This window comes from Zoogloea oryzae, from assembly GCF_030161255.1.
GTDB classification, from domain to species: Bacteria; Pseudomonadota; Gammaproteobacteria; order Burkholderiales; family Rhodocyclaceae; genus Zoogloea; species Zoogloea oryzae.
Genome location: NZ_BSPX01000006.1, coordinates 45,061 through 67,894, shown reverse-complemented (window position 1 = coordinate 67,894; position 22,834 = coordinate 45,061). Strand labels below are relative to the sequence as shown.

27 protein-coding genes, 2 tRNA genes and 1 pseudogene are annotated in these 22,834 nt (G+C 63.5%); 24 read left to right on the top strand and 6 right to left on the bottom strand.

Annotated elements, in window-relative coordinates:
• Positions 1 to 30: 30 nt before the first annotated feature.
• Genes QQK25_RS03975 through ygfZ form a run of 3 tightly spaced genes read right to left on the bottom strand, consistent with a single transcriptional unit; the run spans position 31 to position 2,129 of the window.
• On the bottom strand, positions 31 to 804 hold the full coding sequence (locus tag QQK25_RS03975) for an NRDE family protein (RefSeq protein ID WP_284186776.1): 774 nt from the start codon (positions 802 to 804) through the stop codon (positions 31 to 33).
• Positions 795 to 1,088 (bottom strand): DUF4936 family protein, encoded by a 294-nt coding sequence (locus QQK25_RS03970; protein WP_284186775.1) that lies wholly within the window; start codon positions 1,086 to 1,088, stop codon positions 795 to 797. The genes QQK25_RS03975 and QQK25_RS03970 overlap by 10 nt, the downstream gene beginning before the upstream one ends.
• Positions 1,089 to 1,097: 9 nt before the next feature.
• Positions 1,098 to 2,129, bottom strand: coding sequence for a CAF17-like 4Fe-4S cluster assembly/insertion protein YgfZ (gene ygfZ / locus QQK25_RS03965; protein ID WP_284186774.1), 1,032 nt, complete (start codon positions 2,127 to 2,129; stop codon positions 1,098 to 1,100).
• A 205-nt stretch (positions 2,130 to 2,334) separates the two neighbouring features.
• Here ygfZ and mltG point away from each other — a divergent pair, with 205 nt between their 5' ends.
• The 6 genes from mltG (at position 2,335) to QQK25_RS03935 (ending at position 6,910) form a co-directional block, all read left to right on the top strand.
• Positions 2,335 to 3,336 (top strand): endolytic transglycosylase MltG, encoded by a 1,002-nt coding sequence (gene mltG, locus QQK25_RS03960; protein WP_284186773.1) that lies wholly within the window; start codon positions 2,335 to 2,337, stop codon positions 3,334 to 3,336.
• A complete protein-coding gene (gene tmk / locus QQK25_RS03955) occupies positions 3,333 to 3,950 on the top strand; it encodes a dTMP kinase (protein WP_284186772.1) in 618 nt (205 codons plus the stop codon). The genes mltG and tmk overlap by 4 nt, the downstream gene beginning before the upstream one ends.
• Positions 3,947 to 5,008, top strand: a complete 1,062-nt coding sequence (gene holB, locus QQK25_RS03950) for a DNA polymerase III subunit delta' (protein ID WP_284186771.1) — start codon at positions 3,947 to 3,949, stop codon at positions 5,006 to 5,008. Before tmk ends, holB begins: the two co-directional genes overlap by 4 nt.
• Positions 5,005 to 5,373, top strand: coding sequence for a PilZ domain-containing protein (locus QQK25_RS03945; protein WP_284186770.1), 369 nt, complete (start codon positions 5,005 to 5,007; stop codon positions 5,371 to 5,373). Before holB ends, QQK25_RS03945 begins: the two co-directional genes overlap by 4 nt.
• Positions 5,374 to 5,441: 68 nt before the next feature.
• Positions 5,442 to 6,215 (top strand): TatD family hydrolase, encoded by a 774-nt coding sequence (locus tag QQK25_RS03940; RefSeq protein ID WP_284186769.1) that lies wholly within the window; start codon positions 5,442 to 5,444, stop codon positions 6,213 to 6,215.
• The gene (locus QQK25_RS03935; protein ID WP_284186768.1) at positions 6,212 to 6,910 is read left to right on the top strand and encodes an ankyrin repeat domain-containing protein; all 699 of its coding nucleotides are present in this window, start codon (positions 6,212 to 6,214) and stop codon (positions 6,908 to 6,910) included. Before QQK25_RS03940 ends, QQK25_RS03935 begins: the two co-directional genes overlap by 4 nt.
• Before the next feature lie 40 nt (positions 6,911 to 6,950).
• Here QQK25_RS03935 and QQK25_RS03930 read toward each other — a convergent pair whose 3' ends face one another.
• Complete coding sequence (locus QQK25_RS03930; protein WP_153162955.1) at positions 6,951 to 7,127, bottom strand: hypothetical protein; 177 nt, start codon at positions 7,125 to 7,127, stop codon at positions 6,951 to 6,953.
• Positions 7,128 to 7,326: 199 nt separating this feature from the next.
• Between QQK25_RS03930 and QQK25_RS03925 the strand changes: the two genes are divergently transcribed.
• The gene (locus tag QQK25_RS03925) at positions 7,327 to 8,583 is read left to right on the top strand and encodes a tyrosine-type recombinase/integrase (protein WP_284186767.1); all 1,257 of its coding nucleotides are present in this window, start codon (positions 7,327 to 7,329) and stop codon (positions 8,581 to 8,583) included.
• A 147-nt stretch (positions 8,584 to 8,730) separates the two neighbouring features.
• Positions 8,731 to 9,774: a DNA-binding protein gene (locus QQK25_RS03920; protein ID WP_284186766.1), complete on the top strand. Its 1,044-nt coding sequence runs from the start codon at positions 8,731 to 8,733 to the stop codon at positions 9,772 to 9,774.
• A 92-nt stretch (positions 9,775 to 9,866) separates the two neighbouring features.
• On the opposite strand, the gene QQK25_RS03915 is transcribed toward QQK25_RS03920, so the two are convergent.
• Positions 9,867 to 11,654 carry an asparagine synthetase B family protein gene (locus QQK25_RS03915; protein ID WP_284186765.1) on the bottom strand — a complete coding sequence of 596 codons (1,788 nt, stop codon included), beginning with the start codon at positions 11,652 to 11,654 and terminating at the stop codon, positions 9,867 to 9,869.
• 569 nt (positions 11,655 to 12,223) lie between these two features.
• Between QQK25_RS03915 and argF the strand changes: the two genes are divergently transcribed.
• The 11 genes from argF to rpsT all read left to right on the top strand — a co-directional run bounded on the left by argF (position 12,224) and on the right by rpsT (position 19,811).
• Positions 12,224 to 13,150, top strand: a complete 927-nt coding sequence (gene argF, locus QQK25_RS03910; RefSeq protein ID WP_284186764.1) for an ornithine carbamoyltransferase — start codon at positions 12,224 to 12,226, stop codon at positions 13,148 to 13,150.
• A gap of 59 nt (positions 13,151 to 13,209) precedes the next feature.
• Positions 13,210 to 14,439 carry an argininosuccinate synthase gene (locus QQK25_RS03905; RefSeq protein WP_153162959.1) on the top strand — a complete coding sequence of 410 codons (1,230 nt, stop codon included), beginning with the start codon at positions 13,210 to 13,212 and terminating at the stop codon, positions 14,437 to 14,439.
• Positions 14,440 to 14,448: 9 nt separating this feature from the next.
• The gene (locus QQK25_RS03900; protein ID WP_284186763.1) at positions 14,449 to 14,682 is read left to right on the top strand and encodes a DUF2788 domain-containing protein; all 234 of its coding nucleotides are present in this window, start codon (positions 14,449 to 14,451) and stop codon (positions 14,680 to 14,682) included.
• Between the two features lie 22 nt (positions 14,683 to 14,704).
• The gene (ppnP, locus tag QQK25_RS03895) at positions 14,705 to 15,028 is read left to right on the top strand and encodes a pyrimidine/purine nucleoside phosphorylase (protein WP_284186762.1); all 324 of its coding nucleotides are present in this window, start codon (positions 14,705 to 14,707) and stop codon (positions 15,026 to 15,028) included.
• Positions 15,029 to 15,041: 13 nt separating this feature from the next.
• Positions 15,042 to 15,527, top strand: coding sequence for a YajQ family cyclic di-GMP-binding protein (locus tag QQK25_RS03890; RefSeq protein ID WP_153162962.1), 486 nt, complete (start codon positions 15,042 to 15,044; stop codon positions 15,525 to 15,527).
• A 9-nt stretch (positions 15,528 to 15,536) separates the two neighbouring features.
• On the top strand, positions 15,537 to 15,725 hold the full coding sequence (locus QQK25_RS03885; RefSeq protein ID WP_153162963.1) for a putative motility protein: 189 nt from the start codon (positions 15,537 to 15,539) through the stop codon (positions 15,723 to 15,725).
• A gap of 123 nt (positions 15,726 to 15,848) precedes the next feature.
• Positions 15,849 to 16,526, top strand: coding sequence for a retropepsin-like aspartic protease family protein (locus QQK25_RS03880; RefSeq protein WP_284186761.1), 678 nt, complete (start codon positions 15,849 to 15,851; stop codon positions 16,524 to 16,526).
• Positions 16,527 to 16,538: 12 nt separating this feature from the next.
• A complete protein-coding gene (locus QQK25_RS03875; protein WP_284186760.1) occupies positions 16,539 to 17,141 on the top strand; it encodes a CoA pyrophosphatase in 603 nt (200 codons plus the stop codon).
• Positions 17,142 to 17,234: 93 nt separating this feature from the next.
• Entirely contained in the window at positions 17,235 to 18,161 is a 927-nt protein-coding gene (locus tag QQK25_RS03870) for a CobD/CbiB family protein (RefSeq protein WP_153162966.1), read from the top strand.
• A gap of 31 nt (positions 18,162 to 18,192) precedes the next feature.
• The gene (locus QQK25_RS03865; RefSeq protein WP_284186759.1) at positions 18,193 to 19,377 is read left to right on the top strand and encodes an acetyl-CoA C-acyltransferase family protein; all 1,185 of its coding nucleotides are present in this window, start codon (positions 18,193 to 18,195) and stop codon (positions 19,375 to 19,377) included.
• Positions 19,378 to 19,532: 155 nt separating this feature from the next.
• On the top strand, positions 19,533 to 19,811 hold the full coding sequence (rpsT, locus tag QQK25_RS03860) for a 30S ribosomal protein S20 (RefSeq protein WP_153162968.1): 279 nt from the start codon (positions 19,533 to 19,535) through the stop codon (positions 19,809 to 19,811).
• Between the two features lie 177 nt (positions 19,812 to 19,988).
• On the opposite strand, the pseudogene QQK25_RS23590 reads toward rpsT, so the two are convergent.
• Positions 19,989 to 20,174: pseudogene (locus QQK25_RS23590) on the bottom strand (hypothetical protein); the annotation flags it as partial.
• Here QQK25_RS23590 and QQK25_RS03855 point away from each other — a divergent pair.
• The 5 genes from QQK25_RS03855 to QQK25_RS03835 all read left to right on the top strand — a co-directional run bounded on the left by QQK25_RS03855 (position 20,094) and on the right by QQK25_RS03835 (position 22,825).
• A complete protein-coding gene (locus tag QQK25_RS03855; protein ID WP_284186758.1) occupies positions 20,094 to 20,366 on the top strand; it encodes an HU family DNA-binding protein in 273 nt (90 codons plus the stop codon). The pseudogene QQK25_RS23590 and the gene QQK25_RS03855 sit on opposite strands and share 81 nt — an antisense overlap.
• 37 nt (positions 20,367 to 20,403) lie before the next feature.
• Positions 20,404 to 20,479: transfer RNA gene (locus tag QQK25_RS03850), tRNA-Val, on the top strand.
• 27 nt (positions 20,480 to 20,506) lie between these two features.
• Positions 20,507 to 20,583 (top strand) — tRNA-Asp (locus QQK25_RS03845).
• Positions 20,584 to 20,705: 122 nt separating this feature from the next.
• Positions 20,706 to 22,613 (top strand): SurA N-terminal domain-containing protein, encoded by a 1,908-nt coding sequence (locus QQK25_RS03840; RefSeq protein ID WP_284186757.1) that lies wholly within the window; start codon positions 20,706 to 20,708, stop codon positions 22,611 to 22,613.
• Between the two features lie 62 nt (positions 22,614 to 22,675).
• Entirely contained in the window at positions 22,676 to 22,825 is a 150-nt protein-coding gene (locus QQK25_RS03835) for a hypothetical protein (protein WP_153162971.1), read from the top strand.
• Positions 22,826 to 22,834: the final 9 nt, after the last annotated feature.

Genomic DNA, 22,834 nt, shown 5'->3' with positions numbered 1-22,834 from the left:
GGCAAGCGGCGGATTATACGGCGGTGGCGATCAGCCCCGGGCGATCTGGAAGTCTTCGACGACGCGGCCGATTTCGGTGCCGACTTCGTTCCAGGTGGATTCGGTGAAACGGGCCCAGCCGTGGCGGTCGCGCGTGATGACGGTGGAGCAGCGGGTGCCGTAGCCGGGCGCCCGGATGAAGGCGCTGGAAAGCATGCGCTCCCAGGCGAGGCTGACGCCGGTGCGGGGCAGCTCGGCGTCGGGCGCGGGGCGATCGTCACGGAGGAGTTCGCGCAGGGGCGTGTCGTTGGGCAGGGCCGCGAGGGCGCGGGAGAGGCGCGATTTGCCGGCCTTCACCTTGGGCCACGGGGTGTCGAGCAGGTGGTTGGAGAGCGCATGGACGCCCGGCTCCAGCAGCTGCGCGGCGCCGCTTTCGCTCTCGTAGATGCCCAGCGTCTCGCCGTCGGACACCAGGATGTTGAAGGCGTTGTAGCGCGGGCCTTCGCGCTTGAGGCGATCGAGCGCGGCGGCGGTGGATTCGTCGCTGCCGAGGAAATCCGCCACCAGCGCCCCGCGGGACGGGGTGCCGCTGCGCATCCGGGCGGGATCGCGAAAATTGGTGAGGCCGGCAAAGCGGCCCGACCGGCCGAGGCCGAGCCAGGTACCGCCGGCTTCGAGATCGCGGCCGGCGAAGATCGCCGGCGCGCCGTCCGATGGCCACCAGGCGGCGGGGGCCGCCGGGCGGGCGAAGAACTCGTCGCGGTTGGCGGCGACCACCAGCGGGTAATCCGGGTGGGCGCGCCAGGCAACGAGGATCAGGCACATGCGACGAAGCGCTCGGTGTGGCGACGGCCGCCGTCGTCGATGAAGCGCTCGAGGGCGTGGCGGTCGAGGCCTTGGGCGAGGGCGTCGTCGAAGGCTTCCGGGTCCGTCACGTTCTCGTAGATCTCCATCCACGTCCACGGGTCGTCGGCCTTGCGCAGAAAGCGCCCGGCCACACCCGTCTGGCTGCGGAGCTCATCCTGCAGGTTGTAGAGCGTGCGGGTGAGATCGGCTTCCAGGCCCATGCGGACGGGGTAGTAGATGTAGTAATGGGTTGCGGACGTCACGGCGAACCCTCACGGAAGCGCGTAGGGCAGGGGCACGAACGCCACCGCCGGGCCGTCCGGGGCACCGATCGTGGCCTTGCCGCCTTCGGCACTCGAGGTCTGCAGCACTACCAGAGCGTCGAAGCCGCCATCCGGCGCGGGGGCTGCACTCACCACCTTGCCGGCGGACTGGTCGCCGAAATCCGGGGCATACAGATCGGTGCCGGCCGCGAGGGTGGGCACGTCGGCATGGATGCGATACATGCGCTTCTTGAGCTTGCCGAGATAGTGGGTGCGGGCCACGATTTCCTGGCCGGGGTAGCAGCCCTTGTTGAAGCTCACGCCGCCGATGAGGTCGTAGTTGACCATCTGCACGACGAACTCCTCCTGCACCGGCTGGGTGACCACCGGCTGACCGGCGCGGATGTCGAGCCACTGCCACGCGGCGCTGCCCGCCGGCTGGGCGCCCGCGGCCACGAACTTGGCCCACAGGTTGGGCGCTTCGGAGATCGGCGCCGACACGATGAAGCGGGAGTCATCCAGCCGCACCACGGTGGCCAGGCCCGACGCGGTGGCAAGCTCGGCGCCGGGAATGCCGAGGCCGGCGGATTCAAGGGCCGCGCCAGCCCGCGGGCCAGCCAGGCCGATCAGCGCCGAATCGCCGCCGTCGTCCATCAGCCGCACCTTGGAGCGCAGGATGTACATCGACAGCTTCTTGAGCATCGCGGCGTGGATGTCGGCCGACAGGGTGAGGAGGTAATCGCCGGCTTCACGCCAGAGCACGATGCTGGCCAGCATCCGGCCCTTGGGGCTGTTGAAGCTGGTGAACTGGGCTTCGTTGGGGCCCAGCTTCTTCACGTCGTTGGAAAACAGGTTGTGCAGGAAGGCGCAGGCGTCTTCACCGCTGGCGCGGATTGCACCAAGGTGGATCATCGGCACGACAATCGTGCCCTGGGCCGCGCGGATCACATCCTGCCGGGCGTCTTCGGAAAACTGCACGGCGTTGTCGCCGGAGAACTGGGCGCCTTGGTTGGCGAGAAAGGTTTGCCAGGTTGCGTTCATCAGTGGTCGTGGTCCTGAGTCTGAAACGAGTCCAAAAGCGGTTTGCGCTATTATAGAGGCCTGACCGTGCAGGCTTCGGCCTGTCTGCGGTCTTTGTCGTACCGGCGGGGCAGTCCTCATCAAAGTTGTCCATGTCCGGGCCGGCTTGCGGCGCCCACCTCTTTGCTCACCTCATTCGTTTGTTTCCCACGCGCCAAGTTCCCAGATGAAGCGCCTGTTTTCCCGTTTAGTCGTGCTCGCGCTCATCGGACTGGCCTGTCTTGCCGGCGCGCTCGCGTGGTTTGCCTATCGTCCGCTGGCGCTGCGCCAGGCGCCGCTGGATTTCACCGTCGAGCCCGGCTCTTCGATGAAGCAAGTGGCGCGCCAGCTTGTTGATGCCGGTTTCGACATGCCGCCGCTGGCCATCGTCACCTTGGCGCGCATCACGCGTCAGGCCAATGCGATCAAGGCAGGCAGCTACGAGGTGGAGGCAGGTGTCACCCCGCTGCAACTGCTGAACAAGCTCAGCCGTGGCGACGTGAGCCAGGCTGAACTGCCGGTGATCGAGGGCTGGAACTTCCGCCAGCTGCGCGCCGCGCTCGATCGCCATCCGGATCTGCGCCACGACACCGCCGGGTTGTCGGATGCTCAAATCCTCGAAAGGCTCGACGTGGACGCGCGTCACCCCGAAGGCCTGTTCTTTCCCGATACCTATCTCTTCGCCCGTCGCTCCAGCGATCTCGATGTGCTGCGCCGGGCCCACGCCAACCAGCAAAAGATGCTGGAGCGCGAGTGGCAACGCCGTGCCGATGGCCTGCCGTACAAGACGCCCTACGAAGCGCTGATCATGGCGTCCATCGTCGAGAAGGAAACCGGGCAGGCCGCCGACCGGCCGATGGTGGCCTCGGTGTTCATCAACCGGCTGCGCGCCGGCATGCTGCTGCAGACCGATCCGACGGTGATCTACGGCCTCGGCGCCGATTTCGACGGCAATTTGCGCAAGCGCGATCTGCTTGCCGACACGCCCTACAACACCTACACCCGCACGGGCCTGCCGCCCACGCCGATTGCCATGCCCGGCACGGCCGCGCTGCGGGCGGCCCTCAACCCGCCGGCCACCGATTACCTTTACTTCGTGGCCCGCGGTGACGGCTCCAGCGAGTTCTCCCGCAATCTCGACGAACACAACCGGGCCGTGGCCCGCTACATCCGGAAACGCAGCCAGTGAAATCCCGCTTCATCACCTTTGAAGGCATCGACGGCGCCGGCAAGAGCAGCCAGATTGCGGCCGTCGTGGCGCTGATCGAATCCCGCGGCATCCACGTCGTCCAGACTCGCGAACCCGGCGGCACGCCTCTCGGCGAGAAGCTGCGCGAACTGCTGCTGCACGAGCCCATGCACCTGGAAACCGAAGCCATGCTGATGTTCGCCGCGCGCCGCGAGCACCTCGCAGCGCTCATCGAACCGTCGCTCGCCGCCGGCAAATGGGTGGTCTCCGACCGCTTCACCGACGCCACCTACGCCTATCAGGTGGGCGGACGCGGGCTGGATGAAGCCCGGTTCGCCGCGCTCGAGCAGTGGGTTCATCCCCACCTCCAGCCTGATCTCACCCTGATCTTCGACCTCGATCCGGCTGTCGCCGCGCGACGTCTTGCCGGCACCGGCGTCGCGCCCGACCGCTTCGAGCGGGAGAAGACCGATTTCTTCGAGCGGGTCCGGTCGGCGTATCTGCGCCGGGCTGCGGCCGATCCGCAGCGGGTTCGGGTGATCGACGCCATTCAGACACCGGACGAGATCCGGCTGCAGGTCGAGGCCGTCGTCGGCGAGGCGTGTTTCCGATGATCTTCGAATGGCAGGCCGCCCTGTGGCAGCGCGTGCTCGACAGCGCCGAGCGCATGCCCCACGCGCTGCTTTTTGCCGGCCCGGCCGGCGGTGGCAAGCGGATGTTTGCCGAAGCCCTGGCGGCGCGGGAACTCTGCGCCCAAAATGGGGTCGATGGACATGCTTGCGGCGTCTGTGAGGATTGCCTGTGGCGTCTGTCCGGCAACCACCCGGACCTCATGCGTGTGATCCCGGAAGCCGATCAGGAAGACCGCGGCGACGCGGCAACTGAAAAACCCGAAGGCGGCAAGGCGGCCAGCCGGCAGATCGTGATCGAACAGATCCGTAGCCTCCAGCAGGCGCTGACCACCGGCGGCCACCGGGGAGGACGTCGGGTGGTGATCATCGATCCGCCCGAGGCCATGAACCTGTTCACCGCCAACGCGCTGCTCAAACTGCTCGAAGAACCCACGACCAACGCCTTGTTCATCCTGGTTTCCTCCTCGCCCAAGCGCCTTCTGCCGACGATCCGCAGCCGCTGCCAGACGTGGGCCTTCCCGCGCCCGCCGGCCGAGATGGCCACCCGCTGGCTCGCGGACAAAAAGGTGCCGGACGCCGCTGCGCTGCTGGCATTCTCCGGCGGCATGCCGCTGGCCGCAGCCGAGATGGCCGAAGGTGGCGCCGCTGCCGCACGCAAGCGCTTTGTGGACGACATCGCCAGCGTGCCGCGCAAGGCGCCGCTGCGTCTGGCGGGCGAATGGGAGAGCTGGCTGAAGAGCAAGGACGCGCTGGCCTGCGGCTTCGACATGCCGACGCTGGTGGGCTGGCTGCAGCGCTGGGTTGCCGATCTGGTCAGCCTGCGCCTGGGCGGGCCGGTGCGCTTCTTTCCTGCGCAATATGACATTCTCCACGGGCTGTCCGGTCGGCTGACCATCGACGCTGCCCTCGGCTGCTACAATGAAATCACCCAGTCCCGCCGGGTTTCGCAGCATCCGCTGAACGCCAGGCTTTTTCTTGAGGACATGCTTTTGCGGTACGCCCGGAGTCTTCAGGCCGCCGCGCCAGCCATGCGCAGATGAACGATTCCCTGAAGCGCCCCTTCCAGCCGCGCCCCAGCGTCCTGTCGCTCAACATCAGCTCCAAGTCGGCGCTGTACGCGGCCTACATGCCGTTCATCAGGAACGGCGGAATCTTCGTGCCCACCACCCGTGAGTACAAGCTCGGCGACGAGATCTTCATGCTTCTGCAGATCATGGACGATCAGACCAAGCATCCCGTTGCCGGCACCATCGCGTGGATCACCCCGGCCGGCGCCCAGGGGAACAAGACGCAGGGTATTGGTGTCCAGTTTGCAGGCGACGATGCAGGGCAGGTGCTGCGCAACCGGATCGAACAGATCCTCGCCGGCCATCTCGGCTCATCGCGCCCGACGCACACGCTCTGACATTTTTTCCGTTTCGGCTTTCACCCTGAGAGGCTCATCGAAGCCTTTCGCAGACTTTCGCCTCCTTCATGCTCGTCGATTCCCACTGTCACCTGGATTTCCCCGACCTCATCGAGAACGAGGCGGCGCTACTCGAACGGATGGCCGAGAACGGCGTCACCCACGCCCTGTGCGTGGCGGTGAAACTCGAAACCCTCTCCGGCGTGATCGGCCTTGCCGAGCGCCACGCGAACATCTTTGCGTCGGTTGGCGTGCATCCTGACAACGCCGATTGTGACGAACCCGACACCGCCCGATTGCTGGAGCTCGCGGCCCACCCGAAAGTTGTGGCGATCGGCGAGACCGGGCTCGACTACTACTGGCACAAGGACGCGCCCGAGTGGCAGCGGGATCGTTTCCGGACTCACATCCGCGCTGCCAAGGCCTGTGGCAAGCCGCTGATCATCCACACCCGCGACTCCGCCGCCGACACCCTGCGCCTGATGCGGGAGGAATCCGCAGGCGAGGCCGGTGGCGTGATGCACTGTTTTACAGAAACCCGTGAAGTTGCCGAGCAGGCGCTTGATCTGGGCTTCTATATTTCATTTTCGGGCATCGTCAGCTTCAAGACTGCCGAATCCCTTCGGGATGTGGCACGCTACGTTCCGGCTGATCGACTGCTCGTGGAAACCGATGCACCTTACCTCGCGCCGGTGCCGTTCCGGGGCAAGACCAACCAGCCGGCTTACGTCCGCCACGTGGCCGAAGCCGTGGCCACCGCCCGGGGAGAAACGCTCCAGGCCGTGGCTGAAGCGACCACGCGTAACTTCTTCCAGCTTTTCAAGCACGCCAGACCGTCATGAAAACAGCCGCCCTCGTATCCTGTCATCCCGCCCCCCGTTCGCTGCGCGTCAAGGCCATCGGGGCCTTGATCGTTGGCCTGCACCTGTCGATGCCGGCGCTTGCTGCATCGCAAGATGATCTGTTCAACGCCGCCAAGCTTGGCGATGCGAAGGAAATCGCCCAGGAAGTTGCCCGCGGGGCCGATCCCAACCTGGCCGATGCTGCCGGCAACACGCTGCTGATCACCGCGGCCCGCGAAGAGCAGCCCAAAGTGGTGGCCGAACTGATCAAGCAGCGCGGCATCAAGCTCGACGCGCGCAATGCCGCGGGCGATTCGGCCCTGATGCTGGCCAGCCTGCGGGGTTATACCGAGGTGGTTGAACTGCTGCTGAAAGCCGGTGCCCAGTTCAATCACGACGGCTGGAACCCGCTGCTCTATGCCGCCTTTGAAGGCCGCGTGAGCATCGTCGAGATGCTGCTGGCGAGGGGCGCCAACCCCGATGCGCTGGCCCCCAACCGGAGCACGCCGCTGATGTTTGCCGCCCGCAATGGCCACGAGGACGTGGTTGTCCGTCTGCTGAAGGCTGGCGCAAACGTCGATCTGAAGAATGACCAGAACGAGACGGCCGACAGCTGGGCAGCCAAGTATCGCAACACCGATATCGCCGAGCTGATCCAGGCCGAACGCAAGGCCCGCGCAGGCCGCGCAAAATAAGGCTTACGGGCAGGCCGGATGCCTTGCCTGCCCGCAATCATCAATACCGGCCGTGCCCGAGGCGCCAGGGGAGCGACGGACCCACCCGGCGCAGCACCCCGGCGACGATCACGGCCAGCAGGGCGGGCACCAGGGCATGGTCGCCCTGGCCGCCGGCCAGCAGAACGCCAACGATTACGCCGCTCACCATCAGAATCCGGCAGATCAAGGTTTCCATCGAAGTCTCCTTTCAGCATGACAGGTGCCCCGTGGGGCGTTGAGGTGAGATGCGCAGACCTTGCCGTGGCCAAAAGGCCTGATGACTGGTTGCGCATCCGATAACTGTAAGTATATACAGCTATCGGATTTCCGCAAGCGCATCGTTCGCACGAGTGCGTCTTCCAGCATGACCGCGGACTCGGGCTAAACTTGAGTCCATGAAAAAGAAGACCGCGCCCGCTCCCGAGTTTTCCCAGCTTGTCGCACCTCCGCTTGTGCCGATCCGTCCGCTCGACGAGATCGAGATCCCTGCCGATCTGGATGGTCGGCAAGGCGTCAATCGGGCGGACCCGGCCCGACTGCAGATCAATGCCGACAACGACGCGGATGCGATCCGTTGCTTTCTGGCCGAGTACGATCGCTCCCTCGGTACGCTGCGCATCTATCAGCGCGAGTGCGAGCGCCTGCTGCTGTGGTCGCTCAATGATTGCGGCAAGCCGATCTCCTGCCTCAATCGGCAGGATTTCGAAGGCTACCTGAACTTCCTCGCCGATCCGCAGCCCGCGCAGCTCTGGTGCGGGCCCAAGGCCGACCGGCGCACGGAGAAGTGGCGCCCGTTTGTCGGGCCGCTGTCCGAAAGCGCGGTGCTCACCGCGATTGCGGCGATCAATTCGCTGATGCGCTATCTGGTCGATGCCGGTTATCTGGCGGGCAACCCCCTCGGGCTCATCCGGCAGCGCCGCCGCAAGATGTCCGCGGAAGCAGCGGGGCCCCTGCGGGCAGTGGCGAGTACCGACGAGGTCGAGAAGATCGAGCGTTTTCTCGATGCCCAGATGTGGCAGGCGGTGACGGCTGCCATCGAGGCAATGCCGCGCGATTCGGAGCGGGGCCGTGACGAATACGAACGGGCGCGTTTTCTTGCGGCGACGCTCTACATGCTGGCGCCCCGCGCCGGCGAGCTCGAAAGCCACCGGATGAACAGCTTCCGCGAAGAGCGCGGGCTGTGGTGGTGGCACGTGGTGGGGAAGGGCGGCAAGAAGGCGAAGGTGCCGGTGGCCGACGACATGCTCCAGGCGCTGATCCGGTACCGCAAATACCTCGGCCTGAGCGCGGTGCCCCGGCGAGACGACGCCACGCCGATCCTGGTATCGGTGAAGGACGGCAGCCCGATCACCGCGCGGCGACTCAACCAGATCCTGAAAAAGATCTTCAGCGCCGCGGCCGAGCTGCTTCCGTCCGATGCCGAGCACAAGAAGGAAAAGCTCCGCGCGGCGTCGGCCCACTGGGGCCGTCACACCGGCATCACGGCCAAGCTCGACAGCGGCATTGACGAGCGCTATGTGCAGAAGGATGCCCGGCACACGGATGCCCGGACGACCCAGCGCTACATCCATGAGGAAGAAGAGCGCTGGCACGATGAGGCGCAGAAGCAGCGCCTGCCGTGGGCGGGCGAGAAGCCGGGCGGTCAGTCCTAGGGTGGGGTGACGTAAGCCTTTCAGGCTTTTCGGGGGTGGTGTGTCACGGTCGACGAATCGTCATAAAGATTACGTTTTCCGGGCGTATACGTATGGTAATGTTCCTGCGTTACATTAATTTGCACTCGCAAAGCAAGGGAACGAACCATGGCCCGCAGCAGTAGTGTCACGTTCGAGGCAGTCGAGCAGATCTGCTTTCAGTTACTCTCCCAGGGAGAGAACCCGTCGTTCAACCTCGTCTATGCCGAGCTCGGCAACAAGGGCTCGAGCGAGATCGTCCAGCGCTACATCGACCAGTGGCGCCGCGAGACGGGCGCCGCCTTCTTCCGTCAGCGCAGCATTCCGGGGATGCCCGACGAGCTGATCTCGGCGACGGATTCATTCATGAGCAAGATGTGGTCGCTGTCGCTCCAGCAGGCCGACCAGATTCTGGCTGCCCAGCGCCAGGATCTGGAGCAGGAGCGCGAAGCCCTGCGCCAGCGCTTCCAGGAAGCCGACGACCGCATCCGGCAGCTCGAAGCCGTGGGCGCCACCGCATCCCGGCAGATCGCGCTGCTGGAGCAGGAAGTGAGCAGCCGCGACAGCACGATCACGGACTTGCGCAACCAGGCACTGGAATTCCTGCGCCAGCGGGAAGGGCTTGAAAACCGCGTGAAGCAGCTCGAAGAGGCGGCCGAGGTGCGGGAGCAGAAGTTCGCCGCGGAATCAGAGCGGATGGTTCGCCTGCTTCAGGCCGACCGGGATCGCTACAGCGCGTCCCTGAAGGATGAACAGGAGCGAGGCGCCCAGGAACGAGAGCTGCTGCTCAAGCAGATCGAGACGGCCCGCCAGGAGAAGGTGGCCGAGCTGATGGCGATGCGTCAGCAGATCGCCAATCGGGAGGATCGGGAAGCGCGCCAGCGCGAGCAGACCGAGGAGGCCAAGGCCGCCCTGCGCGAAGCCGTGTCGAAGACCCGCCAGATCGAAACCTCGCTGGCTGCTGCCGAAGGGCGGATCGAGCGCCTTCAGGCCCAGCTCAAGATCGCCAGTGAAGCGGCCCACGGCAAGGAATCTGCGGTGGCCGCAGCGGAAGCCCGGGCGAGGGCGGTCGAGGAGGTGCGGCTTGCAGAGACCGCCCGCGCCCAGCGGGCCGAGGCTAATCTTGCCGAAGCGCTGGCGGAGCTGGCCCAGCTCAGAAAGCAGAAAGCCTGAAACGCCCCGGGGTGAGCAAACGTCAATCTTCCGACGTTTGCTCACCCCCGGTTTGACGATGGCCGCGGCTCAGGCAGCGGCCATTTTCACGTTCAGCGACTGGCGGGCGCGTGCTTGTCCAGCCACTGGCCGAGCATCATCGAAATCCACACCATCTCGCCGTAGTAGCCCGGGTAGGCCGGCAGGTGGGTGGAGAACAGTTCGCTCACGAAATCCTTGCGCAGGATGTTGCGCTCAACCAGCACGTCGAGGGATTCGCGGGCCAGCTTGTCGAGGCCCTTGTGCTTGAGCACCCAGTGACCGTAGGGCAGGCCGAAGCCCTGCTTCTTCTTGGTGATGATCTCGGGCGGCAGGAAATCCTTCAGGGCTTCCTTGAAGAACCAGCGCAGCTGGAGGCCCTTGAGCTTGTACTCGGGCGGCAGCTGGAGCGAGAAATCCAGCAGTGCGTCGTCGAGGAGCGGGAAGATCACGTTCATGCCGGCAAGCCGGGTGCTGCCGATCACCTTGGGCAGATCGTTGTCGGCCAGCGTGAAGCGCCAGTCGAAATTGAGCATCTTGTTCACCAGCGCGTGGGCGGTGGTGTTCTGCCAGACCCGGCGCTGCAGCTTGACCGGCGCGTCGGTGTCGACGCCGGCGAGGAAATCCTTCGGGAAAACGTTGTCCATCCCGAGGCGGTAGATCAGGTTGTACTGGGCGGTGCGCTCGGGCAGCGGGGTGGTGGCCTGCTCGATGTAGCTGGCGGCCTTGCGCATCAGCGGCAGCTTGCCCAGCGGGGTCTGCATGATGACGGGTTCGAGGAGGGCGCTCTTGATGAGGCCGGGCACGTTCTCGTAGTAGCCGAACACGCGCTGCTTGGCGTAGCGGGTGTTGCCGCCGAAGAGTTCGTCGCCGCCGTCGCCGGCGAACATCTTGCGGTGGCCGTCGTCGTGAGCCAGCTTGGCGCACAGGTAGGCAGGCAGCACCGACGAGTTGCCAAAGGGCTGGTCGTAGGACGTGGCGACGCTGGGGATATTGGCGACCAGGTCGTCGGAGGTGATGTAGTACGGGACGTGCTTCACGCCGAAGTGCTTGGCGGCGATCTTGGCAAACTCCATCTCGTCGTAGCCTTCGGCCTCGAAGCCGATGGAGTAGGCGGTGACCGGGTTGCCGCTCTTGGCGAGCATGCCGACCACGGTGGAGCTGTCGGTGCCGCCAGAGAGGAAGGCGCCCACCGAGGCGCCGTCGAGTTCGCGTTCGACGGCCGACTTGATCAGTGTCTTGAAGGTGGTGGCGCTGCTGGCGAAATCGGCGCTGGCGGGTTCTTCGAAGCGGGGCTGCCACCAGGCGACGAGCTGGGTGCGCTCCTTGTCGGCATTGAGGCGGGAGCCCGGCTCGAGGCGGAAGATATCCTTGAAGATGGTGCCGGGCGCCGGAATCGCGTGGAAGTACAGGTAGTCGAACACGCCCTGGCGGTCGATCTCGCGGCGCAGCGCGGGCACTTCGTTGGCCTTGTCGGCAAAGCTCAGGCGGCGGCCTTCGCTGGCGTAGCAGAAGCCGTAGGTGTTGAAGCGGTCGGAAGCCAGCCCGAGGCGGCCCTTGGCGAGATCGATCCACAGCAGCGCAAAACGCCCTTCGAGGCCGGCGATGAAGGCGTCCGGCGCTTCGCAGAGCTGGGCGATCACGGCGGTCCAGCCATCCTGCGCGACGCGACGACCGAGGGCTGCATCACGGAATCGCGGTTCGCCCTGCAGCAGCATCAACTGTGCGCCATTGGCGAAAGCCGCCACACGGGTGCCGTCGTGCTGAAGTTGAAGGCCCGGCAGCGAGATGTCCCGGAGGTCGAGCCGGTCAAAATTCTGGTTGCGGTCGAGGGTGTCGAAATCGATAAAGCCGCGGATCATGGATATGCTGCGCTCTCGGAGTAAGTTCGGTTCGCTGGAAACGGAAAGGCATCCGGCGTGTTGATGGAAGTCGGGTAAGGTTATCTGCGTCGGGTTTCAATGGCGCGGACAAAGTTGTCGGCCAATGAAAAAAGATGTCATCCGGAGTGCCTGCCAGGCTTTTGCGCGGGATGCCGTCCTGATGCCTGCAGCGGCAACCTGCGGTGCCTTGCGCCCCTTGGTTAAAAAGCCCGCGAAGGGTAGCAAATGATCATGATATTGGCACGATCACGTAACCGTTTTTGTGAATTTGAGCGAACGGCGTCAGGCGGGGCGATTTTTTCCTGGCTGCGGCCGGAGATGGGCGCGGGGAAGATGTGCGTGAGGTGTCACGAAAAAGCCGCAAAACGGGGGTGGCTATACAAAAAGATGGTTTTGAATTAGGATGATACGTTGTTACTAGATACCAAACGGCGGCGTGAGCTGCCGTTTCGCCTTTTTGTCGGGCGGGCTTTCCTGCCGGGTGCGTCTGACAACAGCATGCAGACTCACCCACTTGCCTGACGGCACCATAATCAAGAACGAGTGCCATGAACGCACCGAGACACTACCTACAGTTCAAAGATTTCACTCGCGCCGAGTACGACTACCTCTTTGCCCGCACCCGCTGGATCAAGGAAAAGTTCAAGCGCTACGAACCCCATCACCCGCTGTTCGACCGGACGCTGGTGATGATCTTCGAGAAGGCCAGCACGCGCACGCGCCTGTCTTTCGAGGCGGGGATGCAGCAACTCGGCGGCTCGGCCATCTACCTCAACACGCGTGATTCCCAGCTCGGCCGCGGCGAACCCGTCGAGGACGCCGCCCAGGTGATCTCGCGGATGAGCGACATCGTGATGATCCGAACCTTCGAGCAGTCGATCATCGAGCGCTTCGCCGAATACTCCCGCGTGCCGGTGATCAACGGCCTCACCAACGAATTCCACCCCTGCCAGATCCTGGCGGACATCTTCACCTTCATAGAGCATCGCGGCTCGATTCAGGGCAAGACGGTGGCGTGGGTCGGCGACGGCAACAACATGTGCAACACCTGGCTGCAGGCCGCCGAACTGCTGGACTTCAAGGTCCACGTCTCGACACCGCCGGGCTACGAGTTCTGCCCCGAACTCGCCGGCGTGCAGGGCTCCGACCACTTCGTGAGTTTCGCCGATCCGATGGATGCCTGCCGTGGCGCCGATCTGGTCACCACCGATGTGTGGACCAGCATGGGCTTCGAGGCCGAAAACGACGAGCGGATGCGCGACTTCGCCGACTGGCGGGTCGACGCCGACATGATGCAGGTGGCCAGCCCCGACGCGCTGTTCATGCACTGTCTGCCGGCGCACCGAGGCGAGGAAGTCACGGCCGAAGTGATCGACGGCCCGCAATCGGTGGTTTGGGACGAGGCCGAGAACCGCCTCCATGCCCAGAAGGCCCTGATGGAATTCCTGATGATTGGCAAGGTCGAAAACGACTGACCCTGAAGTACGGCAACAATTGATTCAAGACTCATCTACTCATTAGCAGAAAGCAGGACATGAGCGACGTTAATAAAGTGGTGCTTGCCTACTCGGGCGGGCTGGATACCTCGGTGATCCTCAAGTGGCTGCAGGACACCTATCAATGCGAAGTAGTGACCTTCACCGCCGACCTCGGCCAGGGCGAAGAGCTTGAACCCGCCCGCGCCAAGGCGCTGCAGTTCGGCATCAAGCCCGAGAACATCTTCATCGATGATCTGCGCGAAGAGTTCGTGCGCGACTTCGTCTTCCCGATGTTCCGCTGCAACACCGTCTATGAAGGCGAGTACCTGCTGGGCACCTCCATCGCCCGTCCGCTGATCGCCAAGCGTCAGATCGAGATCGCCCGCCTCACCGGCGCCGACGCCGTCTCCCACGGCGCCACCGGCAAGGGCAACGACCAGGTCCGCTTCGAACTCGGCTACTACGCGCTGATGCCCGGCGTGAAGGTCATCGCCCCGTGGCGCGAATGGGATCTGCTGTCCCGCGAGAAGCTGCTGGCCTACGCCGAAAAGAACGGCATCCCCATCGAGATGAAGCACAAGCAGGGCGGCTCGCCCTACTCGATGGACGCCAACCTGCTGCACATCTCCTTCGAAGGCCGTCACCTGGAAGACCCGTCCGCCGAGGCCGAGGAATCCATGTGGCGCTGGACGGTTTCCCCGGAAGCCGCGCCGGACGCCGCCGAGTACGTCGATCTCGAGTTCGAGAAGGGCGATCTGGTTGCCATCAACGGCACCCGCATGAAGGCCCACGAACTGCTCGCCAAGCTCAACGAGCTGGGCGGCAAGCACGGCATCGGCCGCCTCGATCTGGTCGAGAACCGCTACGTCGGCATGAAGTCCCGCGGCTGCTACGAAACCCCGGGCGGCACCATCCTGCTGCGTGCCCACCGCGCCATCGAGTCGATCACCCTCGACCGTGAAGTCGCCCACCTCAAGGACGACCTCATGCCGCGCTACGCCAGCATGATCTACACCGGCTACTGGTGGTCGCCCGAGCGTCTGGCCCTCCAGGCCCTGATCGACCAGACCCAGCAGACCGTCAATGGCTGGGTCCGCATCAAGCTCTACAAGGGCAACGTGATCGTCGTCGCCCGCGATTCGAAGACCGATTCGCTGTTCGACCCGACCATCGCCACCTTTGAAGACGACCAGGGCGCCTACAACCAGAAGGATGCCCACGGCTTCATCCGCCTCAACGCGCTGCGCATGCGCATCGCGGCCAACGCCAAGAACAAGCGGGGCTGATCGGCCGGCATGGATCCCAACGACGTATTCGTCTTCGGGCTGACCGTCGCAGAGTTTGAGGACATCTCCCTCAAGGTCTGCGTCGGGGGCCTGATCGCCTACATGATCTTCATCATCGGCCACCTCGCCTGGGAATCCAAGGCAGGCAAATACGGCGCGATCTGGATGTTCATAGGCTTGGGCGTCGGCTTCATCGGCTTCATGGCCAAGGGCATCCTCCAGCGGCTGCTCGGCATCGAATAACTTCATCCTTTGAATTGACAAAATGACCCAGTCTGCACAATTCGACGGCGTGTCCGTCGTCAAGCAAGCCAATGTGTATTTCGACGGCAAGTGCGTCAGCCACACCGTTCTGTTCGCCGATGGCAGCAAGAAGACCGTCGGCGTGATCCTGCCGGCCAGCCTGACCTTCAACACCGGCGCGCCGGAAGTGATGGAAACCGTGGCCGGCGCCTGCCGTTATCGCCTGAAGGGCGAGACCGAATGGAAGACCTCCGCCGCTGGCGAGAGCTTCAACGTGCCGGGCGACTCCAGCTTCGACATCGAAGTGACGGGCGAGCCCTACCACTACGTCTGCTACTTCGGCTGAACGGGAGTCGATCATGCCGTCCTTCGACATCACCTCCGAAGTCGACATGGTTGCCCTGCGTAACGCCGTCGAGGGCGCCAATCGCAAGATCACCGGCCGCTACGACTTCAAGGGCAGCGACGCGCGGGTCGAGCAGACCGAAAAGCTGCTGACCCTGCACGGCGACAGCGATTTTCAGCTCGAACAGATGCTGGCCATCCTGCTGCCCGAGATGACCGCCAAGAAGATCGACGTGCGCTGCCTCAAGCATGGCGACGTGCAGAAGGTGGGCGGCAACAAGGTCAAGCAGGAACTCACGGTCCGCGTCGGCATCGAGCAGGAGCAGTCCAAGAAGATCGTCAAGCTCATCAAGGACAGCAAGCTGAAGGTTCAGGCCAGCATCCAGGGCGAAGCCGTGCGGGTGAGTGGCGCCAAGCGCGACCTCCTGCAAGACTGTATTGCCCTGGTTCGCAAGGAAATTGCCGACTATCCTTTGCAGTATGGCAACTTCAGGGATTGATTTGCAGCCATGAACATCGCTTCGGTCGCCACGACCTCGCAGGTTCAGCCGCAGGACACCGTGTCGCTGGTCATGCTGCGCAAGCAGCTTGATCTGCAGCAGGCCAATGCGGCCCAGTTGATTGCGACGCTGCCTGAGCCGGTCGCCGCGCCGGACCCGACGGCAACCATCGGCGGGCGCATCAACACCTACGCGTGAAACGTTCTCGCGGCATAATTGAAACCAGCCTCCGGGCTGGTTTCTTTTTTGTCGGCCCGTGAAAAGGGAAGGGTGGTTCGATTTGGTCGTGCGTCTGCCATCTGTTTTTGTGATGATCGTCAAATGATCGAATCTCTTTCGCTAACGAAGCTCCGCCCGCCGCCTCTGCTGTGCGCCTTCGTTGCGGCGGTGGCGAGCCTGCCGGCCGCTGCGACGGACGTGGCGCTTGCGGGCGTCTTTCCGGGCAAGGCGCTGATCGTCGTGAATGGCGGTGCGCCCAGATCGGTTGGTGTGGGCACGCGTTCGCCCGACGGCGTGCGGGTCATCAGCGTCGATTCCGACGGCGCGACGCTCGAATTCGACGGCGGCCGGCATCGGCTGGTGATCGGTCAGCGGGCGGTGCATGTCAGCGGCGCTGGCACCGGGGGGCGTGCACCGAGCGTGGTCATCCAGGCCGACAGCGGCGGCCAGTTTCATACGACGGGTTCGATCAACGGCGCCCAGGTCCGCTTCATCGTGGATACCGGCGCGACTTTCGTCTCTCTCGGGCGCAGTGATGCCCTCAAGGCCGGGATTGATTTCACCAAGGGTGAGCCCGCGCTGATGCAGACCGCCAACGGCACCGCGCGGGCCTGGCGGGTCGTGCTGGATACGGTACGCGTGGGGGACGTGACCCTGCGCAATGTGGATGGCGTCGTGCATTCGGGCGAGCTGCCGTTTGCGCTCCTCGGCATGAGTTTTCTCAATCGCATGGAGATGCGGCGGGATGGCCCCGCGCTCCAGTTGCGTCAGCGTTACTGATGGTCTGAACTCATGAGTGGTCTGAAATCCCCCCCGCGATTTTCTGCCGACTGGCTGCGTCACCGCTTTGCCGACGACAAGGGATTCGATTCGCCGGTGGAGGAGGGGATCCCGACCGGCCCGTTGCGCCCGGCTGCAGTGCTGGTGCCCATCGTGCTCCGCGAGCCGGAACCCACGCTGCTCCTCACCCGTCGCACCGATCATCTGCACCATCATCCCGGTCAGGTGAGCTTTCCCGGTGGGCGTGTCGAAGCCCAGGACACCTCGCCCATCGAAACCGCCCTGCGCGAGACGGAGGAGGAGATCAGCCTCGCGCGGCACCACGTGGAGCTGCTCGGCTGTCTGCCCCAGTACCGGACCGGCACCGGCTTCGACGTGACGCCGGTGGTCGGGCTGGTCACGCCGCCCTTCGAGCTTTCGCCCGATGCCTTCGAGGTGGCCGAGGTGTTCGAGGTGCCGCTGTCCTTTCTCCTTGACGAAGCCAATCACCAACTGCATCGGGTTGAGGTGCGCGGCAAGCTGCGCGAGTACTACGCCATGCCCTATGGCGATTACTTCATCTGGGGTGCGACGGCCGGGATGATCGTCAGCCTGTATCGATTCTTCCACCGTTGAGCGAACGGCATTTGTGTTGGGTGCGTTTGGTGGTATCTTGAGCAACCCCCAATAGGCCTGAACTTCGAGGGCTTTCAAAAAGCCCCCCGCCGCATGACCCTGTTTTCGCTGATCGTCGCCCTGCTCATCGAGCAACTTCGTCCGCTCTCCGTCGAGCGTTTCGTCCAGGCGCCCCTCAAGGCTTTTGCGCGTTTTCTTGAAGACCGTTTCAATGACGGCGAAGCCCGCCACGGCGCCGTGGCGTGGTGGGTCGCGATCCTGTCCGTCTGTTTCGCTTCGGCGCTGGTCTACTTCCTGCTCTGGAACATCCACTTCGTCCTGGCGCTGGCCTTCAATGTGGTCGTGCTCTACCTGACGATGGGCTTCCGGCACGTCAGCCACTACTTCACCGACATCCAGCTGGCGCTGCGGATGGGCGAGCTGCCCCGTGCGCGGCAGCTGATCAGCGAGTGGCGCGGCCGCTCCCACGACGAATCCAGCTCCAGCGAAGTTGCCCGGCTGGCCATCGAAGAGGCGTTGATCGCCTCTCACCGCAATGTCTTCGGCGTGATCTTCTGGTTCATTCTCCTACCCGGCCCGAGCGGCGCCTTGCTCTATCGCCTTGCACGCTTCTTCGATCAGGAGTGGGGCTGTCGCAGCGGCGGGCTTGATTTCGGCGACTTCGGTGAGTTCTCCCGCAAGGCCTGCGCGGCCCTGGACTGGCTGCCCGTGCGCCTTTCGGCGGCGGCGTTCTCGATCGTCGGCGACTTCGAGGACGGCGTCTATTGCTGGCGTGCGCAGGCCAGTCAATGGAAGGACAAGGCTTCCGGTATACTGCTTTCCAGCGGGGGAGGGGCGCTTGGCGTCCGCCTCGGCATGCCGATCTTCGAATCCGGCGAAGTAGTTGAACGTCCTGAAATGGGAATCGGCGATGATGCGGACGCCGATTTCATGCAAAGCACTATCGGCTTGGTCTGGAGAACGCTTGTGCTGGTGTTTCTTGTACTGGCACTGCTGAGCGTGGCAAGGATGGGTTGGTAATTTCCCGTAGTAATTGAGAGGAGGAATAAATATGGCTAATCGTGAAGTTGTGGTTCTGAGCGCTGTCCGTTCTGCCATCGGTGCCTTCGGTGGCGCGCTCGCTGATTTCGATACCAGCGAACTGGCCGGCATCGTGATGAAGGAAGCGGTTGCCCGCTCCGCCGTTGATCCCCAGCTGATCAACTACGTCACCGTGGGCACCACCATGCCCACCGACTCCCGTTACGCCTACGCTTCCCGTGTTGCCTCCATCCAGGCCGGGCTGTCGATGGATTCAGTTGCCATGCAGGTCAGCCGCCTGTGTGCCTCCGGCCTCCAGGGCATCGTGACCACCGCTCAGAACATCCTGCTGGGTGATGCCGATTTCGGTATCGGCGGCGGCGTCGAAGTCATGTCCAAGGCCGCCTACATGCTGCCCGCGCTGCGCTCCGGCGCCCGCATGGGTGACACCAAGGCCATCGACTCCATGGTTGCCGTGCTGACCGACCCGTTCGGCGTTGGCCACATGGGCATCACCGCTGAAAACCTGGCGACCAAGCACAACATCTCCCGCGAAGAGCAGGATGCGTTTGCCGTTGAATCCCAGCGTCGCGCTGCTGCTGCCATCGACGAAGGCCGCTTCAAGTCCCAGATCGTCCCCATCGTCAAGCAGACCCGCAAGGGCGAAGTGGTGTTCGACACCGATGAGCACCTGAAGCGTGGCACAACCATGGAATCGCTGGCCAAGATGAAGCCCGCCTTCAAGAAGGATGGCACCGTCACCGCTGGTAACGCTTCCGGCATCAACGATGGCGCCGCCTTCTTCGTGCTGGCCGATGCCGCTGCCGCTGCCAACGCTGGCTACAAGCCGATGGCTCGCCTCGTTTCCTACGCTGTTGCCGGCGTGCCGAACGACATCATGGGCGAAGGTCCGATCCCGGCGACCCGCCTTGCGCTCAAGAAGGCTGGCCTGACCCTTGATCAGATGGATGTCATCGAGTCCAACGAAGCCTTTGCCGCGCAGGCGCTGGCCGTGACCAAAGTTCTTGGTCTGGATCCGGCCAAGACCAACCCGAACGGCGGCGCGATCGCCCTCGGTCACCCGGTCGGCTGTTCCGGTGCCTTCATCGCCACCAAGGCGCTCTACGAACTGCAGCGCACCGGCGGCCGTTACGCGCTGGTGACGATGTGTATCGGCGGTGGTCAGGGTATCGCGACCATCTTCGAACGCGTCTGAACGCTTCGGAATAGTAGCCCTCGAGGCCCTGCCGCAAGGCGGGGCCTTGTTGTTTCAAGAAAGTTGTACAAATAGCAAGCAAAATGCTTGTCAAGTCATCGGGGTTTCCCATACAATCCATGGCTTTACTGCATTTCTTTCAGGATTACTAAAAGATGGCCAATTCGGCACAAGCCCGTAAGCGCGCCCGTCAAGCTGTCAAGGCCCGCGCCCTCAACATGAGCCTGCGTTCGCGTCTGCGCACTGCCATCAAGGCTGTCCGCAAGGCGGTCCTCGGCGGTGACAAGCAAGTTGCTCAGCAAGTTTTCGTCGCTTCCCAGCGCACGATCGACAGCATCGCTGACAAGAAGATCATTCACAAGAACAAGGCCGCTCGCCACAAGAGCCGCCTGTCCGCCGCCATCAAGGGGATGGGCGCAGTTGCTGCTGCTTAAGTTCGCGTGAGCCCGCTGTCGCTAGGTGCGACGGTCTGGCAAAACAAAAAGGACCGCATATGCGGTCCTTTTTGTTTTTGTGCGCCTGATTAAATCAAAGCCCGTGTTTGCATCGAGTCCGACGTCAAATGACGCATTAGAGTAGGTTTGTCCCTTGACACCGCGATTTTTCGCGCGTTATATAACTGCCACAACTTGGGCGCTCGTGCGAGAGCCGAATATCTCGCCAGCATTCGATGTCGGAGTTTCCTGTTTGTTAAATTGTATAACGAGGGGGCTGATGTGAACAAATCCGAATTGATTGATCAGATTGCTGAAAGCGCAGATATTCCGAAGGCAACGGCAGGCCGGGCGCTGGATGCCACGATTGCCGCAGTCAAGCAGGCACTCAAGAAGGGCGGAAGTGTAACCCTTGTCGGGTTCGGTACTTTCCACGTAGGCAAGCGGGCAGCCCGCACCGGCCGGAATCCCCGCACGGGCGCGAGCATCAAGATCAAGTCTGCCAAGATCCCGAAATTTAGGCCTGGCAAAGCACTGAAGGATGCGCTAAACTGATGGGCTGTTGCTTTCGCTGGCTTTGCAGCGATTGAGCGGGTGCTTAGCTCAGTTGGTAGAGCGTCGCCCTTACAAGGCGAATGTCGGCGGTTCGACCCCGTCAGCACCCACCATCCAACCCGGATGGCCAGCCCTGATTTGGAGTGGTAGTTCAGTTGGTTAGAATACCGGCCTGTCACGCCGGGGGTCGCGGGTTCGAGTCCCGTCCACTCCGCCATATTTGTCACTGCCGCAGGGCGTGATGAACGAAAAAAGCCACGTGTGTGGCTTTTTTCGTTTCGATTTCAAGTCGCTTCTTCGCGTAACTCCCGCATTGTCAGCAGCCTCCGAGGATTCAGCATGTTTGACGCCGTACGCAACAACAAGAAAATTGTTCAGGTGTTCCTCTTACTGATCACGCTTCCGTTTGCTTTCTGGGGCGTTGATTCCTATGTGAAAAACGCGGGGCAGGGTGGCGAACTGGCATCTGTCGGCGGGGTGGCGATCACACCGGCCGAGTTCCAGCAGGCGCAGCGCGAACAGCAGGAGCGGATGCGCGGTGCGCTCGGCGCGAACTTCAACCCCGCCATGATGGAAACGCCGGAAGCAAAGCGGGCGGTTCTCGACAATCTGGTCAATCAGCGCCTGCTTGCACTCGACGCCGCGAAGATGCGTTTGCGTGTTTCGGATGAGCGCGTGCGCAGCACCATCGCCGGCATTCCCGCTTTCCAGGAGAACGGGCATTTCTCGCTGCCGCGCTACGAGGCGATGCTCAAGGCGCAGGGCATGACCCAGGCCGTCTTCGAATCGCGCCTGCGTCACGATCTGGTATTGCAGCAGGTGCTGGGCGCGGTGGCCGAGGGCGTGATGGTGCCCCGGGCTTCCACCGAGCAGGTGTTTGCAGTTCAGCTTGAAGAGCGCGTGGTCAGCGAGAGCCGCTTCGCCGCGCCGCAGTACGTTTCGGCCGTGAAGCTCGCCGATGACGCCGCGCAGAAGTACTACGACGCCAACCGCAAGCAGTTCGAGGTGCCGGCCCAGCTGCGCGCCGAGTACATCGTGCTGAGCCGTGACGCGGTAGCCGATCAGCTGGCGATCACCGACGCCGACATCCGCAAGGAATACGATGCCCACCAGGACAAGTTCCGCCAGGGGGGCGAGCGCCGTGCCAGCCACATCTTGATCCAGGCCGACAAGGGCGCGGCGGCGGATGTGGCCAAGGCCGCCCGGGAGAAGGCGGAAGGCCTGCTCAAGCAGATCAAGGCCAATCCGGCTGAGTTCGAAAAGCTGGCCAAAGAGAACTCGCAGGATCCGGGCTCGGCGGAGAAGGGCGGGGATCTCGGCTTCTTTGCCCGCGGATCGATGGTGAAGCCCTTCGAGGATGCGGTCTTCGGGATGTCGAAGGAAGGTGAAGTCTCGGGTGTCGTGCAGTCTGACTTCGGTTTTCACATCATCAAGCTCACCGGCGTGAAGGCCGAGAAGGTGCGCGCGTTTGACGAAGTGAAGGGCGAGATCGCTGCCGAACTCAAGCGCACCGAGGCTGCCAAGAAGTTTGCCGAGCTGGTAGAAGGTTTCAGCAACACCGTTTATGAGCAGGCGGACAGCCTCAAGCCGGCGGCAGACAAGTTCAAGCTGGCGGTCAAGACGACCGACTGGGTTGCCCGTAATGGCAAGGCTGCGGCACCGTTCGACAACGAGAAGCTGCTGGGCGAGCTGTTCTCTGACGACGCGGTGAAGAACAAGCGCAACACCAACGCGGTGGACGTGGGCAACGGCATGCTGGTTGCCGCCCGGGTGGCCGAGTTCAAGGCGGCGTCGCTGCGCGCCTTTGAGGAAGTGAAGCCCGCGATCGAGAAGGGCCTGGAGATCGACGAAGCGGTCAAACTCGCCGAGAAGGATGGCGAAGCCAAGCTCGCCCAACTGACCAAAGGCGAATCGGTCGAGCTCCAGTGGAGCCCGGCGCGTACCGTCCAGCGGACGATGCAGGGTGTGCCTCCGGAGATCATGCAGGCGGTGTACCGCGCCCCGAGCGACAAGCTGCCCAGCTACGTCGGCGTGAAGCTGCCGAACGCGGGTTACTCCCTGTTCCGCATCGAAAAGGTGAGCCGTCCGGCCGCGCCCAGCCAGGATGATCCGCGCCTGGCCGCCATCAAGCAGCAGTACGCCCGCGTGATGGCGGAGCAGGATTTCGGTGCCTACATGATGATGCTGCGCAAGCGCTACAACGTGAAGGTCAACGCCGAGGCGCTGGAGGCTGCGAAGGAGCGCTGATTCACCACCTGCTGCTGGTCTGCTGAGCGTCCAGTAACAGGCGTTGCCCATGACGACACACGATGCTTGTCGACCTGATTGGTCGGCAAGCATTTTTTTTGGGCCGCGAGCTGCAAGTGGCGGGAGATCGCGGGGTGGCCCGGATCAACAGCGTGCCGGGACGGGAGATTGTCGCCGGCCAAAAAAAACCTCCTGCCGGAGCAGGAGGTTGAGGGTGGTGC